This is a genomic window from Candidatus Polarisedimenticolia bacterium, assembly GCA_036004685.1.
In the GTDB taxonomy this organism is placed as follows: Bacteria; Acidobacteriota; Polarisedimenticolia; order Gp22-AA2; family AA152; genus DASYRE01.
Genome location: DASYRE010000054.1, coordinates 73339 through 92852 on the forward strand (window position 1 = coordinate 73339; position 19514 = coordinate 92852).

At 66.6% G+C, this 19514-nt stretch carries 20 protein-coding genes; 9 read left to right on the forward strand and 11 right to left on the reverse strand.

Annotated features, from left to right (window positions below):
• Positions 1–71: 71 nt before the first annotated feature.
• Positions 72–344 (reverse strand): hypothetical protein, encoded by a 273-nt coding sequence (locus VGR67_15050; GenBank protein ID HEV8337730.1) that lies wholly within the window; start codon positions 342–344, stop codon positions 72–74.
• 67 nt (positions 345–411) lie between these two features.
• On the reverse strand, positions 412–2484 hold the full coding sequence (locus tag VGR67_15055; protein ID HEV8337731.1) for a S46 family peptidase: 2073 nt from the start codon (positions 2482–2484) through the stop codon (positions 412–414).
• Between the two features lie 217 nt (positions 2485–2701).
• On the opposite strand from VGR67_15055, the gene VGR67_15060 reads away from it, so the two are divergent.
• The 5 genes from VGR67_15060 to VGR67_15080 all read left to right on the forward strand — a co-directional run bounded on the left by VGR67_15060 (position 2702) and on the right by VGR67_15080 (position 7754).
• Positions 2702–3298, forward strand: a complete 597-nt coding sequence (locus tag VGR67_15060; protein ID HEV8337732.1) for a Fe-Mn family superoxide dismutase — start codon at positions 2702–2704, stop codon at positions 3296–3298.
• Between the two features lie 193 nt (positions 3299–3491).
• Complete coding sequence (locus tag VGR67_15065; protein ID HEV8337733.1) at positions 3492–4016, forward strand: outer membrane beta-barrel protein; 525 nt, start codon at positions 3492–3494, stop codon at positions 4014–4016.
• Positions 4017–4057: 41 nt separating this feature from the next.
• On the forward strand, positions 4058–4699 hold the full coding sequence (locus VGR67_15070; protein ID HEV8337734.1) for an O-methyltransferase: 642 nt from the start codon (positions 4058–4060) through the stop codon (positions 4697–4699).
• Positions 4700–4982: 283 nt separating this feature from the next.
• Entirely contained in the window at positions 4983–6653 is a 1671-nt protein-coding gene (locus tag VGR67_15075; GenBank protein ID HEV8337735.1) for a fibronectin type III domain-containing protein, read from the forward strand.
• A 498-nt stretch (positions 6654–7151) separates the two neighbouring features.
• A complete protein-coding gene (locus VGR67_15080) occupies positions 7152–7754 on the forward strand; it encodes a hypothetical protein (GenBank protein ID HEV8337736.1) in 603 nt (200 codons plus the stop codon).
• A gap of 73 nt (positions 7755–7827) precedes the next feature.
• Here the strand turns inward: VGR67_15080 and VGR67_15085 are convergent, their stop codons facing one another.
• On the reverse strand, positions 7828–8808 hold the full coding sequence (locus VGR67_15085; protein ID HEV8337737.1) for an NAD-dependent epimerase/dehydratase family protein: 981 nt from the start codon (positions 8806–8808) through the stop codon (positions 7828–7830).
• Between the two features lie 98 nt (positions 8809–8906).
• Here VGR67_15085 and VGR67_15090 point away from each other — a divergent pair, with 98 nt between their 5' ends.
• The 3 genes from VGR67_15090 to VGR67_15100 are packed head-to-tail and all read left to right on the forward strand — an operon-like array spanning position 8907 to position 11478.
• Complete coding sequence (locus tag VGR67_15090; GenBank protein HEV8337738.1) at positions 8907–9782, forward strand: radical SAM protein; 876 nt, start codon at positions 8907–8909, stop codon at positions 9780–9782.
• A 9-nt stretch (positions 9783–9791) separates the two neighbouring features.
• Positions 9792–10679 (forward strand): DUF1848 domain-containing protein, encoded by an 888-nt coding sequence (locus VGR67_15095; protein ID HEV8337739.1) that lies wholly within the window; start codon positions 9792–9794, stop codon positions 10677–10679.
• 25 nt (positions 10680–10704) lie between these two features.
• Positions 10705–11478, forward strand: a complete 774-nt coding sequence (locus VGR67_15100) for an RNA methyltransferase (protein ID HEV8337740.1) — start codon at positions 10705–10707, stop codon at positions 11476–11478.
• 69 nt (positions 11479–11547) lie between these two features.
• Here the strand turns inward: VGR67_15100 and VGR67_15105 are convergent, their stop codons facing one another.
• The 6 genes from VGR67_15105 to VGR67_15130 form a co-directional block, all read right to left on the reverse strand.
• Entirely contained in the window at positions 11548–11823 is a 276-nt protein-coding gene (locus VGR67_15105; protein HEV8337741.1) for an SWIB/MDM2 domain-containing protein, read from the reverse strand.
• A gap of 207 nt (positions 11824–12030) precedes the next feature.
• Positions 12031–12486, reverse strand: a complete 456-nt coding sequence (locus VGR67_15110) for a hypothetical protein (protein ID HEV8337742.1) — start codon at positions 12484–12486, stop codon at positions 12031–12033.
• Positions 12487–12572: 86 nt separating this feature from the next.
• Complete coding sequence (locus VGR67_15115; protein HEV8337743.1) at positions 12573–13943, reverse strand: sigma-54 dependent transcriptional regulator; 1371 nt, start codon at positions 13941–13943, stop codon at positions 12573–12575.
• Positions 13940–15148 (reverse strand): ATP-binding protein, encoded by a 1209-nt coding sequence (locus VGR67_15120; protein HEV8337744.1) that lies wholly within the window; start codon positions 15146–15148, stop codon positions 13940–13942. The genes VGR67_15115 and VGR67_15120 overlap by 4 nt, the downstream gene beginning before the upstream one ends.
• A 93-nt stretch (positions 15149–15241) precedes the next feature.
• On the reverse strand, positions 15242–15814 hold the full coding sequence (locus VGR67_15125; protein ID HEV8337745.1) for a hypothetical protein: 573 nt from the start codon (positions 15812–15814) through the stop codon (positions 15242–15244).
• 1 nt (position 15815) lies between these two features.
• Positions 15816–17297, reverse strand: a complete 1482-nt coding sequence (locus VGR67_15130; GenBank protein HEV8337746.1) for a GWxTD domain-containing protein — start codon at positions 17295–17297, stop codon at positions 15816–15818.
• A 60-nt stretch (positions 17298–17357) separates the two neighbouring features.
• On the opposite strand from VGR67_15130, the gene VGR67_15135 reads away from it, so the two are divergent.
• A complete protein-coding gene (locus tag VGR67_15135) occupies positions 17358–17774 on the forward strand; it encodes a hypothetical protein (GenBank protein ID HEV8337747.1) in 417 nt (138 codons plus the stop codon).
• Positions 17775–17936: 162 nt separating this feature from the next.
• On the opposite strand, the gene VGR67_15140 is transcribed toward VGR67_15135, so the two are convergent.
• Together VGR67_15140 and VGR67_15145 are read right to left on the reverse strand one after the other, a co-directional pair.
• A complete protein-coding gene (locus VGR67_15140; protein HEV8337748.1) occupies positions 17937–18968 on the reverse strand; it encodes a peptidylprolyl isomerase in 1032 nt (343 codons plus the stop codon).
• Positions 18969–19166: 198 nt separating this feature from the next.
• Complete coding sequence (locus VGR67_15145; protein HEV8337749.1) at positions 19167–19355, reverse strand: hypothetical protein; 189 nt, start codon at positions 19353–19355, stop codon at positions 19167–19169.
• Positions 19356–19514 lie beyond the last annotated feature (159 nt).

Sequence of the window (19514 nt, forward strand, 5' to 3'; positions counted from 1 at the left end):
GGCGCGCTTCGCCGCGTGGCGATCCGGGTCTCGACGGCCTCGAGATCCGCGAGGTTTCAGCGAGGCGAGGTTTAAAGGAGGACGACCGACTGGACGCCGGAGACCTCGAAGCGCTTGCGGCATCGGGGTGACTGGCAGTGGACCGCGTCGTCGGCCCGCACCATGTAGGATCGGGCTTTGGCGAACTTGGCGCGGTCTTCGGAGGAAGCCCGGGGCGGAAGAGAGGACCTCTTCGTGCGGACGATCCAGCGCAGCGGGTAGGTGTCGCTCTGGCGGCAGAAGGGGCAGTGCAGTTGCGCCGGCTTCTGCTCCGAGCGCTCCGTGTAGAAATCTTTCTCGTCCATGACGGCAGACTATCGGATCGCCCGCGGGCCGTCAACCGAGCGCCTCGGGGCCCTCGCGGCCGCGAAGCTACCGCCCGCGCGCCGCGCGGCGGGGAAGGATCTCGTCGAGGATTCGGCCGGCGCCGTAGACTTTCTCCAGCGCCTCGGTCAGTGCCGCGGTATGGACGGCGAGGGCGCGGTTCACGGATTCGTCGAAGCCGTAGTCCCCTCCCAGCGACTGGATGTTCCCGTCAAAAATCAATCCCGTGACGCGCCCTTCCCGGTCGATGACCGGCGATCCCGAATTGCCGCCGATGATGTCGTTGGTGGTGCAAAAGTTCATCGGCGTGGAGGGAGGGAGCGCGGAGCGCGCGGAGAGCCAGCGGGCGGGGAGCGCGAAGGGATCGCTGCCCGTTTCACGGTCGAAGAGGCCGGCGAAATCGGTGAGGGGCCGGACCATCTTTCCGTCCTGCGGGAATCCCTTCACCTGACCGTAGGAGAGGCGCAGGGTGAACGTGGCGTCCGGGTAGGCCCGGGTGCCCTCGATCTCAAAATGGGCCCGCGCCACCAGCTCGTCGTTGCGCTTGAGCACCGATTCGATCTCGTCCTCGAAGGTCTTGCGCAGGGCCCGCGCGTCGGGATCAATCCGGCGGGCGAGCCCGATCAGCGGATCGTCCGAGGTCTCCAAGGCCGGCCGCCCCGCCTCGAAGAGCTTGCGGCGGACCGCGACATCCTTCAGCCGGCTTCCCTTCACGAGCGCCTCGGCCAGCGCGCGCGGCGATTCCCTGCCCAGGACCTTCTTCACGAAGGGATCGTCCGCGCCGAGATCTTCGCGAAGCTTCGTCAGCCCGAACGTCAGGTTCAGGATCTCGAATTCGTCATAGACGGGCGCGGACGAGAAGAGCTTCTGCTTCAGCGCGGGCAGCCTCGATTCGGCGAATTCGCGCAGCCGCTTCTCGTTCGGCTTGGGAAGCTCTTCGGCGGCGCGCACCAGCGTCCGGGCGAAATCCAGCAGCGTCGAGCCGAAGGCGCCGCCGGTCTCCATGGCGGCATAGCGCCGCTGGATCCGCTTCTGGGCGTCCTTGGCCCGCGCGATTGCCTCCCAGGCTCCTCCATAAGTCCGCTTCCGGGAAGAATCCGCCTCGAGACGCGCGCGGAACGCGTTCTCCGCCTCGACCTTCGAGGCGAAGAACGCCTTGTCGAGCAGCGCCTCGTGCCTGCCGCGCAGCGCCTTCAGGGAGTTCTCCACCCGCAGCAGGGCGTTCGTCGAGATGCGTCGCTGCTCCGCCCCGCGCTCCTGGAACTGCGTGAGCATCCCGCGCTCCTCGGCGAGCCTGAGGAGCCTGCTGGGCAGCGCGACGTCGCGCTCGTATTCCAGCTCGGACACCGTGAGCAGCCGCGAGGTGGTGCCGGGATTGCCCGAGACGAACGTCAGGTCGGAATCCTTCGATCCGGCGGCGGACCAGGCCAGATGGTGCTCGGTTTTCGCCGGCTTGCCGCCTTCGTAGAGACGCAGGAACGAGACGTCCAGGCAGTATCGCGGGAAATTGAAGTTGTCGGGATCCCCTCCGAAATGCGCGATGTCGGCCTCCGGCGCGAAGACCAGCCGCACGTCCTGGTACCTCTTGTACTTGTAGAGGTGATAGCGGCCGCCGTGGTACAACGGAACGACGTCGCAGCGCAGCGTCTCGCGGACCGCGCACTCCTTCTCGATGCGCGACATCTCCGCCTTCTGGGCCTCGTTGTACTGCTGGTCCGCCAGGCCCTTCGTCGCCTCGTCGACGCGCTTCGTGACGTCGGTGATTTCCAGCAGCTGGTTGATCTCGATCTCGGGGCAGCGGACCTCCTCCGCCTCGCGGCGCGCGAAGAAGCCGTCCGCCATCCGGTCCTGATCGGCGGTGGAGATCTGCTCGATGCAGGAGCGGGCGCAGTGATGGTTGGTCATCACCAGGCCGCTGCCGGACACCAGACTCCCGGAACAGCCGCCCGCCAGACGGACCGAGGCGAGGCGCACGTGATCCAGCCACTCCTGGCTCGGGGCGAAGCCGTATTTCTCCTTCACCGTCTCGGAAGGGAAGTTGTCGAAGGTCCACATTCCCTCGTCGGCCCGGACGATTCCCAGGCTTGCGGCGAGCAGGCCGATGCCGATCCAGCGTTTCATGGCGGTCTCCTTGCGGGGAAAAAGGCGCCGCTCAGCCTACTCCCGGCGCCGCCGAGCGTCAACCGGCGGGCCGCCTCGCGCGCCCGGGCGGACGGGCATGAGCCCCCCCTGTTTTTCTGTGGTATATTGACGCTCGATACAGACAGTGAGGCCGCCGCCTCTCATCCGCACTCGCGCCGATCCGGAAACGCTCCGGGCCGGGAAAGGAGCCATCACGATGTGGGAAAAGCTGACCGCCAAGCCGCTGAAGCCGTCCACCCTGGCCATGGACGGGATTTCCAAGAAAACCATGGAGGAGCACCACAAGCTCTATCAGGGATACGTGAACAAGACGAACGAGATCATGGAGAAGCTCGCCGGCGCCGACTTGAAGACGGCCAACCAGGTCTTCAGCGATCTGCGCTCGCTGAAAGTGGATCTCTCCTTCGCCATCGGCGGTGTCAAGAACCACGAGATCTACTTCGAGCACTTGGGGGGGAAGGGCGGCAAGCCGTCCGGCAAGCTCCTGCAGGCGATCGAGCGCGGGTTCGGGTCGTTCGACGAATGGGCTGCGGACCTGAAGGCGACGGGGATCGCCGCCCGGGGCTGGGTCTGGCTGGCGTACGACCGGGACTGGCAGCGCTTCTTCAACTACCTCGGCGACGCGCAGAACACCTTCCCGGTCTGGAACGCCACGCCGATCCTGGCGCTCGACACCTACGAGCACGCCTATTTCATCGATCACGGCGTGAACCGCGGCGCCTACATCGACGCGTTCATAAAGAACGTCGACTGGGACGCGGTCCTGAAGAACTTCGAAACGCTTCACCTCTGAGATGCGCCCGGCGCGGGCGGTCCCGGGCGCCGGGACCGCCCGCGAACCGCGCCGCCTCGGCGCGCCCGCCGACTTACGCGAATCGACGCCTTCCTCGCTCATTGTCCCGACGGGAACAGCTCATTGACCCTCTCGCGCCCTTGGGCTAGAGTAGCCGCCGGTTGCCATCCCTTCAGCCCGGAGGAAACGCTGCATGAAGTCGAGACGCTTCGGAGTCGCCCTCGTTCTGCTGTTTCACGCGCTGGCCGTTCCGGCCTCGGCCCAGGAGCTCGGGTACTTCGGTCTGGGACCCCGCGTCGGAGTGAGTAACAATCCCGACCAGATCGTGGCCGGAATGCAGTTCAATTTCGGGGAGTTCGCCCCGCACCTGCGCTTTCAGCCGAACTTCGAGCTCGCCACGGGCGACGATCACGACATCATCTCGATCACCGCGCCGGTCCATTACCGCTTTGTCGTCGAAGGGAACGTGGTTCCGTACGCCGGAGGGGGCCTCACCGTGGCGTGGGTGAACGTCGATCTGCCGCGCGGCCGGAGCGATTCCGATTTCGAGATCGCGGCCACGGGAGTCGGCGGAGTGGAGTGGCCGATGCGGGACCACAACGCCTTCTTCCTCGAGCTGAACGTCGGCTTCGGCGACATCCAGGACGTGGCCGTGCTGGCCGGCTGGATGTTCGGCGGCGGCGGCGAGGTCCAGCGTCCGGCCCCGGCGCAGCCTTGACCTGGACGGCGGAGCGGCCTCGCCGGCCGCGGTGAGCCAAGATGACCGATTTTCTTCCGATCGTCCATCCGCGCATCGAGGAATACCTTCATCGGATCACCCGTCCGCGCGATGCCGTTCTGAGCGACATGGAGGAGCTGGCCCGGCAGCGCGATTTCCCGATCGTCGGGCCGCTCGTCGGGACCCTTCTGCAAGTCCTGGCGCGCGCGCTTGGGGCGCGCCGGGTGCTGGAGCTCGGCTCGGGTTTCGGTTACTCGGCGATCTGGTTCGCCCGCGGGATGGGGGACGAGGGACGCGTCGTGGCCACGGAGTCGGACCCCTCGAACGCCGAGGCCGGAAGAGGGTTCGTCGCGCGGGCCGGCCTGAGCCGGCAGATCGACTTCCGTGTCGGCGACGCCCTCGAGACGGCGCGCCGGCTCGAGGGGACGTTCGACATCGTCTTCAACGACGTCGACAAGCAGGACTACCCCCGCTCGCTCGCGGCCGCGAACCGGCTGCTGCGTCCGGGAGGGCTCTTCGTCTCGGACAACATGCTCTGGCGCGGCAGCGTCGTCGAGGAAGGCCGAGAGCCGACGACGCGCGGCGTCCAGGAGCTGACCCGGCTGCTCTACGGTTCCTCCGAATATCTCACCACGCTGATCCCCCTGCGCGACGGCGTCACCGTCAGCCTGCGAGTCGGCTGAGGCGCCGCCCCAGAGCCGCGGTGTTTGCTCCGCAAGCTTCCTAACGCAAATCCCCACTCCCCACAGGATTTTCGACGCCCACGCTCGTAATCCGCGGCTACAGTTCTGTGATCCGCAAGCGCCCTGCCCGAAAGCTGCGCCAGGAGCGGGATTCGCCTAATCCATCGGACGACGCGAGTTAGGGAACATCTTCACAAGCCGTCGGTCCCATGGCACCTCCCTTGCTTTTGTCGGAGAAGCGGTTTCAGGCCGTTCCGGTCGCTCTCGTAGGATGGTGCCGACGATGACCCGACTTCCCTCCAAGACCCTCCTCGCGCCGGCCATTTTCCTCTCCATCGCGGGGGCGCTCGTCCTCACGGCACCCGTGGCGCTGGCCGGCAGCGCCACGCTGAACTGGGATCCCGTCGCCGATGCCGATCTCGCCGGCTACAAGGTCTATTACGGGACCTCTCCGGGCGTCTATCCGAACGTGCAGGACGTGGGGAACGTCACCACCGTCACCCTCAACAACCTGACCGACTGCACGCTCTATTACTTCGCCGTGAAGGCTTACGATACGGCGGGGAACGTGAGCGCCGTCTATTCGAACGAAATCAGCGGCATGGCCCGGCCGACGGTCGGCGGGGTGAGCCCCTCGTCCGCGAATCAGAACGCCAGCGGCGTGAGCCTCACGATCACCGGCACCAATTTCAGGACCGGCGCCACGGTCACCTTCAGCGGCACGGGAATCACCGTCAACTCCGTCTCCGTCGGCAGCTGCACGACGCTGACGGCAAGCGTCAGCATCGCCGCGACCGCCGCCACGGGGGCCCGGAGCGTGACGGTGAAAAACGCCGACCAGAGCTCCGGCACCGGCAGCAATCTGTTCACGGTCAACCTGGCCGATCTCACGGCGCCCGTGATCAGCGCGACCGCGTCCGCCGGCGTCACGACCAGCGGCGCGACGATCACCTGGACGACGAACGAAGCCTCGTCCTCGCAGGTGGCCTACCGGGCCCAGGGATCCGGCACCTACACGAACACGTCGCTGAACTCCAGCCTCGTGACGTCGCACAGCGTCACGCTCTCGGGCCTCAACGCCGCCACAGTTTACGAGTATCACGTGATGAGCACCGACGCGGCGGGCAACACCGCGACGTCGACTCCAGACGGCACGCTCACCACCAAGTCCTTCAACTACGTGACGGTCGAGGCCGAATCGGGGACGCTGACCTCGCCGATGGCTTCCCACAACGACTTCGACACCCCGCTGGCCTTCAACGGAAACTACATCTGGACTCCGGCGGGAACCGGGGCGAACACCAACGGCAATCCGACCGCCAAGGCGACGTACGCCGTCACGCTGGCGAACTCGGGCACCTACACGCTGTGGGTGCGGATGTACGCCGTGACGGCCAACAACGATTCGTTCTGGCAGAGCCTCGACAGCGGCACGAAGACGACCCTGACGGCGGGCAATCTCGGCGTCTGGGCATGGACGAAGGGCGCCACCTTCACGGTGACCGCCGGGTCGCACAGCCTGGTCCTCGGCCACCGGGACGAGCAAACGCGCGCCGATCAGATCATCCTGACCGACGACGCCGCCTTCGTCCCCGTCGCCGCGCCCACGGACTCCACGCTCGCCGTCCTCTCCGCGGTGAGCGCCGGAAGTCTGACCTCCTCCGGAGCCACCGTCACCTGGACGAGCAACGAGCCGTCCGACAGCCAGGTAGAGTACGGCCTCAGCACCTCCTACGGGTTGGCCAGCCCGGTCGATTCGACGCTGGTCCTCGGACACAGCGTGACCCTCACCGCCCTGCAATCGGCGACCGTCTATCACTACCGCGTCGTCTCCAAGGACCGCGGCGGCAACGTCACGCGATCGGCTGACTTCACCTTCACGACGGCCGCTCCGCTCGACGTCACGCCTCCGGCCAACGTGCAGAATCTCCGGCGCGGGGACACGAGTCCCTGAGCCGGGTCTTTTCCTCCTCCGCTCCCCCCCGCCGAACTCTGCGCGGCGGGGGGGCAAGATCCGAGAAAACTTTCCCCCGAACTTGCCGCTGCGGGGCCGGCGCGACGCTCGGAGCTCGACCCAAGTCATGGCCTCTCGTGGTGTGAAATCCACAACGGCTTGTGGCTCTCGGGGCCGGGGAGTCTCCGGGAAGGCCCGCCCAGGCGCCTCTTGCCAGGAGGCCCTTGCCAAGTGTCGCAGCACTTGCGTCTATAATAATGAGGCGTCAGGGAGCGTCCAGCGCCACGACGAAGCGTCGTCGGCGAGACGGGCATGGAATGGTGGCGCGGCCTTCACCGTCCACACCACGAATCGGTTGGTGAGGTCAGCCCGGGGAAGCGTCGCGCCACCTTGAATTTCCGATACCATCGGTTATTCTGTGGGCCTCAAAAAGGGGAGTCTCCGGCTTCCGCGGCTCAATCCGTTGTCCAACGTACGTGTCGGAAAGAAGGAGGAGTGATGAAGCGTCTGATGGTCGTCGGCTTGATGTTCGTGATGCTCGCCGCGGTGGCCGTCGCGAGCGTCAAATCGGGTCTGGGCGAAGGGGAGAAGATCCAGGCGTTCCTCGTGAAGAGCTGCGATGGCGGCGATCCCTACTGCCAGGTCTGCAAGTACGGGAAGCGGCCGAAGCTGATCAGCGTCGGGGACTTGAGCGACGCCGCCTGGATCGAGGATCTGAAGGCGATCCAGAAGCTCCACGAGAAATACTCCAAGGACGGCAAGGGGCTGGCCGTCTTCGGCCTGGCCGCCACCGTCAAGGACGGGAAGGCCTCTCCGGTGAGCGATCCCGAGGCGGCGCTGGCGAAGCTGAAGGAGATCAAGGAGAAGAACGGCATCACTTTCCCGCTGGTCATCGCCCAGAACGCGGATGAAGTCTACAAGACCAAGAACCAGGCGAATCCGGGCTACAAGATCTTCGAGAACTACTACAACGTGACGACCAGCCGGACGGTTATGTTCGGCGACGCGAGCAACACGGTCAAGTACAACGCCGTGCTCGCCGACGACACCGAGAGCAAGCAGCTTTCCGATCTTGAGACGGTGCTGCAGAAGAACCTGTAATCGAAGGGTCCAGGGTCTCGTCTCCGGAATCGGCTTGCCGGGGACGGGTCGGCATCGTTGTCGAGACGCGACGCTAGGCGCTCTCGAAGGTGGCGCGCAGCGCCTCGTCGAACGGCGTGAGCGAGTAGCCGAGATTCCGGATCGCCTTTTCCGAGGAAAAAGCCCACGGCGTCTGCAGAGCCCGGACCAGGCCGCGCGAGAGAAGCGGCTTGGTCCGGGTGGCGGCGCCTACGATCTCGGCGGCGGCGGCGAAGGGGGCGAGGGCCGCGGAAGGGAAGCTCCGGAAGCGTCTTCCGTCGCCCGCCAGCGAGCCGATCTTCGCCATCAGATCCCGGATGGCGATGTTCTCTCCGCCCAGGATGTAACCCTCCCCCGCATCCCCCCGGCGCATCGCCTGGACGATTCCCCCGGCCACGTCTTCCCCATAGACGACGTTCAGGACCAGATCGCCGCGGTCCGGAAGCCAGCGGGGCACCCGGCCTTCCTTGAAGCGGCGGCACCAGGAGAAGACGCGATTGGCGTCCGAGAGGTCGCGCGGTCCGAACACGGAGGCCGGCATCACGAGAACGACCGGAAGCCCTTCGGCGGCGAAGCGCATCGCCTCGAGATGGGCGTAGTACTTGGTCCGGTGGTAATCGCTGTTGAACACGCCGCCGGCGACCCGGGCGGTCTCGTCCTTCAGCGGCGCCGGATCGTTCGCATAGACGATGATGGAGGAGGAATAGACCAGCTTCCGAAGTCCCAGCTCTTTCGCCGCCGCCAGAACGTTCCGCGTTCCGGTGACGTTGCTGCTCTCGTATTCGGCGCGCCGGGGGTGGTACTGCACGCGCGCGGCCAGGTGATAGCCCTCGTCGCACCCTTCCATGGCCCTCCGGACCACTCCGGAATCGGCAATGTCGCCGCTGAAGATGCGCAGCGGGGCGCCCTCGGGAACTTCGAGGCGCGACGGATCGCGCACGATGACGTGGATGCGCCGGCCTTCGCCGAGCAGGCGGAGGAGCAGGCGCTTGCCGAGGAAGCCGGTGACCCCCGTGAGGAAGATGGACTCTCCCATGAGGCGAGTCTAGCGGCCGGGCCGCCGCTTGTCGAACCGGCCTCTTCCCGGCGGGCGGCGTCCCTCCGGAAACGCCCCTTTGGTGCTATAGTTTCACGATGAATCCCGCGCCCCTCGGCATCAGCCGGCACTCCCGCTCCCTCGACGGCAGCCGCTACGTCTACGCGGTTCTCTCCCGCCGATCCAAAGGGATCTCGGTGGGCATCAACCTGAACCCCGACAAGATCTGCAACTTCGACTGCATCTACTGTCAGGTCGATCGCACGGTCGCGCCGGCGGTCTCCCGGGTCGACGAAACCCTCCTGGCGCGGGAGCTGGAGTCGACACTGGCGAAAGCCAGCAGCGGAAGCCTGTTCCAGGCCCCTCCCTTCGATCGGGTGCCGGAGCCGCTGCGGCGGCTCGCCGACCTGGCTTTCGCGGGGGACGGCGAGCCCACCACCTATCCGAGGTTCCGCGAGGTGGTGGCGCAGGTCGTGGCGCTGAAGAGGAATCTGGGACTCGACGGCCTGAAGATAGCGCTCTTGACCAACTGCACGGTCCTGGACAGGCCGGCGGTGCGCCAGGCGCTGGCGCTGCTGGACGAAAGCGACGGCGAGATCTGGGCGAAGCTGGACGCCGGAACGGAACAGTACTATGAGACCGTGTGCGTCCCGGGGGGCGCGAAGTTCGCGAAGATCCTGGCCAACATCCTGGAAGCGGCCCGGATCCGGCCGCTGGTGATCCAGAGTCTCTTCCTGCGGTACCGGGACGCGCCGCCCCCGGCGGAGGAGATCGCCGCCTTCTGCGAGCGCCTCAACGAGGTGACGGCCGGCGGCGGGCGGATTCGGGGGGTCCAGGTCTACACCGTCGCGCGCCGTCCCGCCGCCGCGGCGGTGTCGCCCCTCTCCGACGGCGAGGTGGACGCGATCGCCGAAGAGGTGAGGCGCCGAACGGGCTTGCAGGTCGAGGCTTTCTACGGCTCCAGCGCCTGGTAGGGAACCGCCGTGCATCTCATCTCGGCCAGCCGCCGCACCGACATTCCCGCCTTCTATTCCGACTGGTTCATGGAAAGGATACGGGCGGAGACGGTCTCCTGGGTCCAGCCCTTCAACGGCCGCATCGTGACGGTGTCCCTGGCTCCCGCGGACGTGGCGGCGATCGTCTTCTGGACGCGGAATTTCAGCCCCATGGCCCGCCACCTGCAGGAGCTTGCGGAGCGGGGCCATCGCAGCCTGGTTCATTACACCATCACCCGGCTGCCGAGGACCTTCGAAACCCACGTTCCCGCAGCCTCGACGGCGGTCGCCCGTTTCCGGGAGCTGGCCGGCCGGATTGGAGCGGAGCGCGTCCTCTGGCGTTACGACCCCATCCTGATTTCCGCGGAGACGGGCGTCGACTTCCATCGGCGCGCGTTCGAGTCGCTCGCGGCCTCGCTGGAAGGGGCGACCCGCCAGTGCACCCTGAGCTTCGCGCAGGTCTACGGAAAGGTGCGCAGGAATTTCACCCAGCGGGCGCTGCCGCTGCCCGACCCGGACCTGGAGCTGCGGCGCCGCCTCGCGGCCCGGCTCGGGGAGATCGGAGCGGCGCGGGGCATCGAGGTGAAATCCTGTTGCGGCGACGATCTGCTGGGCGGCTCGGTGGGGAAGGCGCGCTGCGTCGATCGGGAACAGATCCTCCGGCTCTGGCCCGAGCTGGAGGTCGGCGCCCGCCCCTCTCCGACCCGCGAGGAATGCGGCTGCTTCCATTCGTGGGACGTGGGAGCCTACGACACCTGCCTGCACGGCTGCATCTATTGCTATGCGACCCGCAACCGGGCGGCGGCGCAGGAGCGGCATGCGAAGCATGATCCCGCCTGCGAGACCCTGATTCCGGTCGCACCTCCCGGACGCTGACTTCCCTCGTTCCTTCGGAGCAGCGATGGACCTCTCCGTGATCCGGATCGTCCTGGTGGATCCCCGGATCCCCGAAAACATCGGGATGGCGGCGCGGGCGATGAAGAACTGCGGCCTGTCGCGCCTCGTCCTGGTGCGGGGGGCGGATCCCGGCCAGCCGGCCGCGTGCCGGGTAGCCATGGACGCTCTGTCGATCCTCGAGGCGGCGGAAACGTTTGCCGACCTCGACGCCGCCGTGGCGCGCTCGCGGATGGTCGTGGGAACAACCCGGCGCGCGGGCCAGGATCGCCGGCCGCTTCTGTCTCCCGCGGAATGGATCCGGGACGTCCTGCCGCGCGCCGCCGGCGGGGAGATCTCCATCCTGTTCGGCACGGAAAAGGACGGGCTGACGCGGGACGCGGTCGACCGCTGCGACGTGCTGCTCACGCTCGGGGGCCATCCCGAGTTCCCCTCCTTCAACGTGGCTCAGGCGGTCTTGTTGGTGGCCTACGAGCTGTTCAGGACCGCCCCCGAGCCGGCGGAGGAGCGCCGGCTCGATCTCGCGAGCGCGGCGGATCGCGAGGCCCTCTTCCGGCATCTCGAGACCGTGATGCTCCGGGTCGGCTTCCTCCGCGCGAACCACGGCCGTATTCTCTCCACGTTCCGGAGGCTTCTCGGACGGACCGGCCTGGAGGAGCGGGAGATCAGGATTCTTCGGGGGTTCCTCAGCCAGATCGAATGGGCCCTCGGGGCGGGGAACCGGGCAGGGAGTGAAGGGGCAGGCGCCGGATCGCCCGGCGGCCGCCCTGACGAGCCGTAAGTCGTCTTTAAAGAGAGAAACAGGGCCGGAGGCGCTCCGGCCCTCGATGGCAAAGGAGGGCGATCGGAATTACTTGAGGTGCTTCGACACGAGCTTGGTCATCTCGAACATCGAGACCGATTTCTTGCCGCCGAAGATCGGCTTGAGCTTGTCGTCGGCATTAATCATCCGCTTGTTCTTGGCGTCCTGGAGCTTGTTCTTCTTGATGTAGGCCCACAGCTTCTTCGTCACCTCGGTGCGCGGCACCGCTTTCGAGCCGATGACCTCTCCAAGGGCGTCGCTGGGGGTCATGGGCTTCATGAACGCGGCGCTGGGTTTGCGGGCCTTCTTCTTCGCTGTCGCCATCTGCCTCTCCTTTGCAAAGTGGTTCGCAATGTCAGGGAACTTGATACCGGGCGATATTCATACCCGGAGGACGTGAAAAAATCAAGCGGGACCGGCGAAAAATGATCCGGCCGCGGAAAGCTCCGGTCCCGCCGGGTCTCCGGAAAGGGGTGCCGCCGCTTCGCCGAGCTCCTTCCAAGACGCGGCGGCGATCCTCACCGGCGGGCGCTACCGGCCCGGGTCGGAGGGGTTCTCGAAGGGAATCAGCTTGCGGGGACGCCGCGGCGGAATGGCCTTGACGTCGCGCGTGAGCCGGTCGAACATCGTCTCGATGTAGCGCTCGAAGGCGAGGAGCAGATGGGGAGGCAGGGACGGCGAGGGGGCCCGGCGGACGGCCCGCCCGGAAGCGCCGGCGTTCTCCGGCTCGCAGGCCTCGGAGCCGGCCATCTCCGCGGCTAGGCGCTCCTTCTGCATCCGGGCCATGACGAATTCCAGCTTCTTTTCCCAGAGACACCGGGACCGATCGGCGGACTCCTCCGCGGGGGACTCTTCTCCCGGGCATTCCTGCTCGATCCGGTGGATGTCCTCGAGCGCCTTGCGCTCCTGGTCCTCATAGGAGCGGTAGACCCGCTCCTCCACCTCGCACCAGAGACACATCATCGCCCCCGTGGGTTGCCGCTTCACGAATCTGCGGACGCGGGAGCGAGACTATAGCATATTTCCGGCGGTTCCGGTCGGATATGGCGGCCCCGGAAAGCGCGGCCGCGGCGCTAGTTCTGGCGGTTCTTCGTCCAGCGATCGTTGGTGATGCCGTACTTGTGGACCTTGTAGTTCATGACGCGGCTGGAGACGCCCAGGAGCTTCGCCGCCTCCTTCTGCACCCAGTTGCAGCGCCGCAGCGCCTCCATCACCGCCTCCTTCTCGAGCGCCTCGAGGTTCAGGAGCTGGCGATCCACCACCGTGCCGCCGTCGCCGTTGCCGTTCGCCCCGCGGCGCAGAATGCTCAGATCGCTTTCGGTGATCAGGTCCCCTTCGGCCATGAGCACCGCCCGCTCGATGGTGTTCTCCAGCTCGCGGACGTTGCCCGGCCAATCGTGCCGCATGAGCATCTCCAGCGCCGCCTCGCTGAACCCCTTGGCGGAGCGCTTCAGCTCCCTTCCGAGCATCAGGACGAAGTGCCGCGCCAGCGGCGGGATGTCCTCACGCCGCTCCCGCAGGGCCGGGACGTGCAGGCTCACCACGTTGAGGCGGTAATAGAGATCCTCCCGGAACCGCCCTTCCTGGATGGCGGCGCCGAGGTCGATGTTGGTGGCGGCGATCAGCCGGACGTCGACCTTCAAGGTCCGGTTCCCGCCGACGCGCTCGAATTCCTGCTCCTGAATGGCGCGCAGCACCTTCGCCTGGGTGGAGGCGCTCATGTTCCCGACTTCATCCAGGAACAGCGTCCCTTCGTTGGCGAGCTCGAACCGGCCGATGCGCTGCCGCTCGGCGCCCGTGAACGCCCCTTTCTCGTGGCCGAACAGCTCGCTTTCCAGGAGCGTGTCGGTGATCGAGGCGCAATTCATCTTGACGAAATTGTTGTCGCGCCTCTGGCTGTTGCGGTGGATGGCCTCGGCGATGAGCTCCTTGCCCGTGCCGGTCTCGCCCGTGATCAGCACCGTGGCGGAGCTTCCGGCGACCTTCTCGATCGTCGTGAAAATCTGCTTCATCGACGCCGACTCGCCGACGATTCCCTCGGAGCCGGGGCTGCTGCCGAGATAGGTCACTTTGCGGACCAGGCGGGTGTGCTCGAAGGCCCGCTGGATCTTGAAGTCCATCTCGTCGATGGAGAAGGGCTTCTGGATGTAATCGTACGCCCCCTCCTTGATCGCCTCGACCGCCCCGTCGATCGTTCCGAACGCCGTCATGATGATCACCATGGTCTGCTCGTTGTGCGTCTTGGCCCGCTTCAGGACCTCGAGGCCGTCGCACCCCGGCATCTTGAGATCGGTCACCACGAGATCGAAGACCTGGCGATCCAGCTTCTCCAACGCCTCGCGTCCCGTCGCGGCCTCGACCACCTTGAATCCTCCCTCCGCGAAGGCCTGGCAAAGCCCCTCGCGCAGGGTCCTCTCGTCCTCGGCGACCAGGATGTTCTTCATCGCGATGGATTCTCCAGTTTCAGGGCGGCCGCCTCGGCCGCGTCGCATCCGGTCAATAGGGGGAGCTTGACCAGGAACGTGGTCCCGCGCCCCACCTCACTCTCGAAGTCGATGATCCCCTGGTGCCCCTCGATGATTTTCCGCGCCAGGGGAAGTCCCACTCCCGAGCCGCTCTGCTTCGTGGTGAAGAAGGGATAAAAGAGGCGATCGCGCATCTCCTCCGGGATTCCCTTCCCGGTGTCGGAGATGCGGACGATGGCGTAGGCGTCGAACGAGGCCGCCGGCGAGGGGCCGTCCTCGCGGCGCCACGAGAAGCCGAGCGGCGTCGGGAGCGCTTCCCGGCAGGTTTCCACCCGAACGCTTCCCGACAGAGGAATCGCCTCGAAGGCGTTGCGGATCAGGTTCGCCAGGGCATCCCGCACCTGATCCGGATCCATCCACAACGGAGGCATCCTCGAATCGGTCTCCACGGCCACCCGGATGGTCTTCCCGTCCAGGGCCGCCGAGGCGCGGCGGATCGACTCCTGGAGCACCCCTTCGAGGGAGGCCCACTTCCACTCCACGTGCAGAGGGCGCACGTACTCGAGGCTTTCGCTGACCGTCTGGTTCAGCCGCTTCACCTCCGTGAGGATGCGGTCCAGGAGCGCCAGATCGTCGGGGCGGGCGGTGAGGCGGCGGCGCAGAAGCGAGGCGTTCACCTCGATCCCGCCGAGCGGATTGCGGATCTCGTGCGCCATCCCCGCGGCCATCTGCCCCAGGACCGCCAGGCGATCCTTCAGCTGCTCCTGCTCCTCGTGGTGCTCGATCTGGGTGAGATCCCGGAAGAGCAGCGCGGCGCCGCAGACCTCGCCTCGATCGTCCCGGATCAACGAGATGGAGAAGCCGATCGTCCTCTTGCGCTCCTCCCGCAGGCGGATCTCCATTTCGGCGCGGCTCGGCTGGTTCTTCATGCCGAACGACTCGAGGAGAATCCGCGCCAGGATCGGGTAATCCCGCAGCGCCTCGGAGCAGGGGAGACCGACGGCGCGCCGGTCGCCCATCTCCAGGATCTTCCCCGCCAGGTCGTTGATGCTGGTGATCCTTCCCTGCAGGTCGATCGTGACGCTGCCGCAACGCAAGGAATGGAAGAGATGCCGATAGAACTGATCGCCCGGCGGCTCGAACCGGGAAAAGGGCTCCGGGGATGACTTAGCGGCGAGTGACATAATTTGGCACAATCCTTTGAACTACAAGGGGTTAATATAGGAGGCCGATCGGGGCAGTCAAGGAATTGAAGTAAGAAATGACAGGAACGTACTTTAACGGCGGGGGCGGGGCGAAAAGATCGGCTCCAGAAGGCGGAAGGCGGTCCGGAGAAGGCGGTAAAGAACGCCCGGGCGGACCCCGTCGACGGGCACGGCGGCGGCGGGAAGGCGGCGCGAGAGCCAGGCGTGGGCGCGGTAGGCGTTGCGGTAGAAGAAGGCCCGGCTGTCGTTGCCCACCGTGATGGGATTGGGAACCGGATCGCCTCCCCATTCCCCTTCGGCGGCCTCGACCTTTCCCAGGACCGCGGGCGCCTCCACCACCTCGCACCGCGGATTGTTGTCGCCCTGGAAGATGAACTTCTCCCGGCCGTCCTCGATCTTCTTCCAGACGAGGCGGTGAATCGTGAGCAGGTCCCGCTGGACGAAGACCGCGATGTCGCCGACGCGCAGCGATCGCGCCTCCAGGCAGCGGACGTGCAGCTTCCAACCTTCGCGGAGCGTAGGAAGCATGCTGTCGCCGCGGAGATGAATGCGGGCGGCGCCGCCGGCCCTCAGCGCCTCGACGAGGAGCCGCAGCACCGCCGGGTCGCTCGCGACCGGGGGCCGGGAGGCTGAAGTCGGTTCCATCTCACCTCACCGAGAAGAGGGTCTCGGCTTCCGCCGTCTTGCCCGCGATCCGATCCCGGGCTCGGACCCGGACCTTGAAATCTCCGGCGGGCCATCCCGAAAGAGGAAAAGAGTAGCCGTGGACCTGACCGGACTGGTTCTCGAACAGCACCGGCTGGCCCAAGGGGCTGAATTCCGGATCTCCGGTCTTGCGCAGCGCCGCCGCCCGGAAGAACTGGTAGGCGAGATCGAGGCGAGCCTGCCCGGAGGCCGGGTCGGACCCGGGATGGTACACCTGGAAATAATACGCGAGCACTCCGCCGTTCTTGAACACCAGATCCATCTTGGGGACGAGGATCATCCGGCCCACGACGAAGGGTTCGTCGGCCCCAGGATGGGCCGCCGGCTCGAGCCGCGCGGCGAGCGTGACGCTCGACAGCGAGAATTCGTCGGCGGCGAAGTCGGGCACTCGGACCCGATCGCCCAGGGAGAACAGCGATCCCGTCGCCGGGTCGTGAATCCCGAAGAAGACCGCATAGAGCCCCGGCGGCACCGAAATCCGCGCCTGGAACAACTCGAACCCGTCGACGTCCTTCCCGAGCTCCGAGGTCCGGAAGGAAGCGGGATCCCCCAGGTCGTAGCTGGCGCTCTCGCTCGCCAGGCGCGCGTAGACCTTCCAGGCTCCGGCCGGGGCCTGGGGGTCGGCTCCGTCCGCGCCGCCCGGGGAGGCGGGACGGATTCCGAGCGTCAGGAGGACCGACGTGCTGCCATCCGCCGCGAGGAAGAAGTCGTAGTGGGTGCGAAACCGCCCCGCGTCCATGGCCGGCCGGGACGCGGCGATGGCGTCCAGGAGCTGCTTCGGCTCGGGGACCTTCTGGGCCAGCCCCGCTTGGAAGGAGAGGCTGCGCGCCGCCCCCGAGAGCCTCTCGAGCCGGCTCGCGAAAAGGCGATCGGTCATCCGCATCTCTCCGGAGTTGTCGCGGAGAAAGCGGATTTGGGTCTCCCGGTCCATTCCTTCGAACCGGGGCTGGTGGTAAATCCAGACCGCGTAGGGAATCTCCCGCCCGCGCGGTCCCGGTCCCGTGGACATCCCTTGACGGACCTCATCGGCCGGGCCGAGAAGAACGAGGATCTTCCCCCGATCGGTCTTCCAGCCGGGGAAGGGAGCGTCGTGGAAACTCCGATCGGCCTCCGCCACGCGGTTCCAGAACCGTATCTCGAATTCGTTCGCCGGCGTGACGGGATCCTCGTCACGCCGCGCCCAGAAATCGTCGATGAAGCGCGCCCGCTCCGCGTCGGTCGGCAGGCCGCGGTACTGCTTCTCTTCAGCCCTCGAGAGCAGGTAGCGCACCGGCCCCTGGTACCAATCCCGCTTCGGCCGGTTGTATTTTTCTTCCGTGGAGGGGGCCGGTGCGGCCAGGGAGGACCAGACGGCGAGCCCGGCGATCGCTGCGGCGCACAGCGGCCCCGGCGGGAGCCGGAGCCTAAGGCGGCGTCTTGACACTTTTCCGGCCCCCTATCTATACTGCGGTCTCTCGGGACAATCTCTCATGAAAATGATCGCATGACGAAGAAGACGGGCTCGATCGAAGCGTTCCCCATGGAAGAGGGGCTGCTCAGCGTCCGGGCGGGCGAAAGCGTCGTCCTGAACATCGGCGCTCTCGATCGGCAATCGGGAGTGGCCGAGATCCGGGCTCTGTGCCGCTCCCGGGAGAACCGCGACCTGGCCTCCGTGGGACGGTGGGAGCGCGGCGGCCCGAGGCCGCACGACAACTATTATCGCGTCCCCGTCCCGATCCCGGAGCATTCCCCCACCGTCGTGTGGGAAGTCTTCCGCATTCTGCTGAGGGACGGCCAGGGAAACTGCCGCGTCTACCATGCAGGGCGGGATTTCGACGAGTTCTACTTCCACGTGAAGGGAGCCGAGGGAGTCGACTCGACGCCCCCCCGGCTGCTGGGGATCCGGGTCGATCCCGCCTAGTGTTGCGTTTCGGAAATCATGTTAACACCGAGGTCGCCGAGGCGCCCGGATCGCAAAGCGCGCCAGAGCGTCGCGTACCCCAGGCGGTACGCAAGCGAGGCGCAACGCGGCGAGCCGGGATGGATCGGGGGCCGAATGTAACATGGTTTTTGAGACGCGACACTAGTTCTTCTTTTTGTCCGCTCCCGGTTTCGCGGGCTTGCGCGCCGCCGCCTTTTCGGCCGACTGGCCCGTCACGTCCGAAAGGCTGATCCGGCGAATCAGAACGGGCTTCGCCGGCCGGGCCGGGCTGCCGGCCGGCTCGGTCGACTCGCGCAGGGTGGGGACCTGGCAGATCGTCTTCACCGTATCGAGCCCTTCCACCACGTGACCCAGGACCGTGACCCGCCCGCGGAGATCCGCTTTCGAGATCGCCAGGACCATGAAGTTCGAGCCGGAATCCATCGACCCGGTCTGCCGGTTGCGGACCTGGACGACTGTCCCCGCCGTCAGAGGCTGCTCGGAGAGCTCCGGGTCGAGGTTGTACCCCGCGCCTCCGGCCGGATCTCCGGTCGGCGATCCGCCGATGATGGCGACTCCCGGCAGGATGCGGTGGAACTGGTTGCCGTTGTAGAAGCCCTGCCTCGTCAGGTCGATGAAATTCCGGACGTGGCGGGGCGAGGCCTCCTTCTCGAACTCGATGACGATCGGTCCGAAGTCGGTGTCGATCTTGGCGCGATAATCCTTCTTCGGATCGTAGCGCTCCACCACGTGGAGGATCAGCTCGTTGCCGCTCGCCCCTTCGCCCTTCCACGACAGCTTGTAGTTCCCCGGCTTCTGCAGCGCCGGGAAGATTTCGTTGACCGTCAGGACGCGTCCGAAGAAGGCGCTCTTCTCGAGGCTCTTCGGTTGCGTGATGAGGGAGGAAATCCCCTCCGCCGGTTTTAACCGCACGCCGCGCGCGTCCTCCAACTGCGTCCCGCCCAGGAGGTCCAGCCCCTTGCTGTTGTCCACGGTGCGCTCGGAGACGTTCTTCACCGTCACGGCCACCGGCAGGGGATCCCCCTGGTAGTAATAGGGGAGCTGGGTCTCGAAGAAGACGCTGATGGGCGGATTGGACTCCGCGGCGGCCCAAAGAGCCGCCGGGACGGCCAGGGCCATCACGCCGAGGACGGCCGGCCTCCTGAGGAGGGAGCAAGGGGAACTCTTGGTCACGGATTCACCTCTTCCTTGGATGAACGGAACGCCCCGCGGGGGCGGGGGAGCAGGAGCCGGCGTGCGTGGCCGGACGCCGACGACGACCGATGATAATCCGCGCCCGGCGGGCCGTCAAACCTTCCGACGCCACGCCCGGCGCCCCCCACAGCCGGCCGGGTCCGGCGCTCGCCCGCTGCGGCGAGGCTCGAGCCTGATTCAGAACGAGAGGCCGCGCCGCGGGGAATAGGTGTCGCTGGTGAGACAGTAGCTGGCCATGGAGGCGATCGTCGTGACCAGGACGGCGGCCGTGAAGCACAGGAGGATGGCGGCGGCGACCCATCGCATTCCCGCGCCGCGGCGCGGCAGCAGCGGGCGGCGCGCGGGAAAGATCAGGACCTGGCTCATGGTCGCCTCACTCGACGTTGGAAAATTGACGACCCGGAATTATGGTCCAGGGCGCCGGGACTTTTCAAGAGCTCTCGTGAAAAGCCTTGCTGGACAAGGATTCTCGACGTATATCCAGGGACACACTGCCGGGATCAGCGAGGGTGCGCCGTAAGCCAG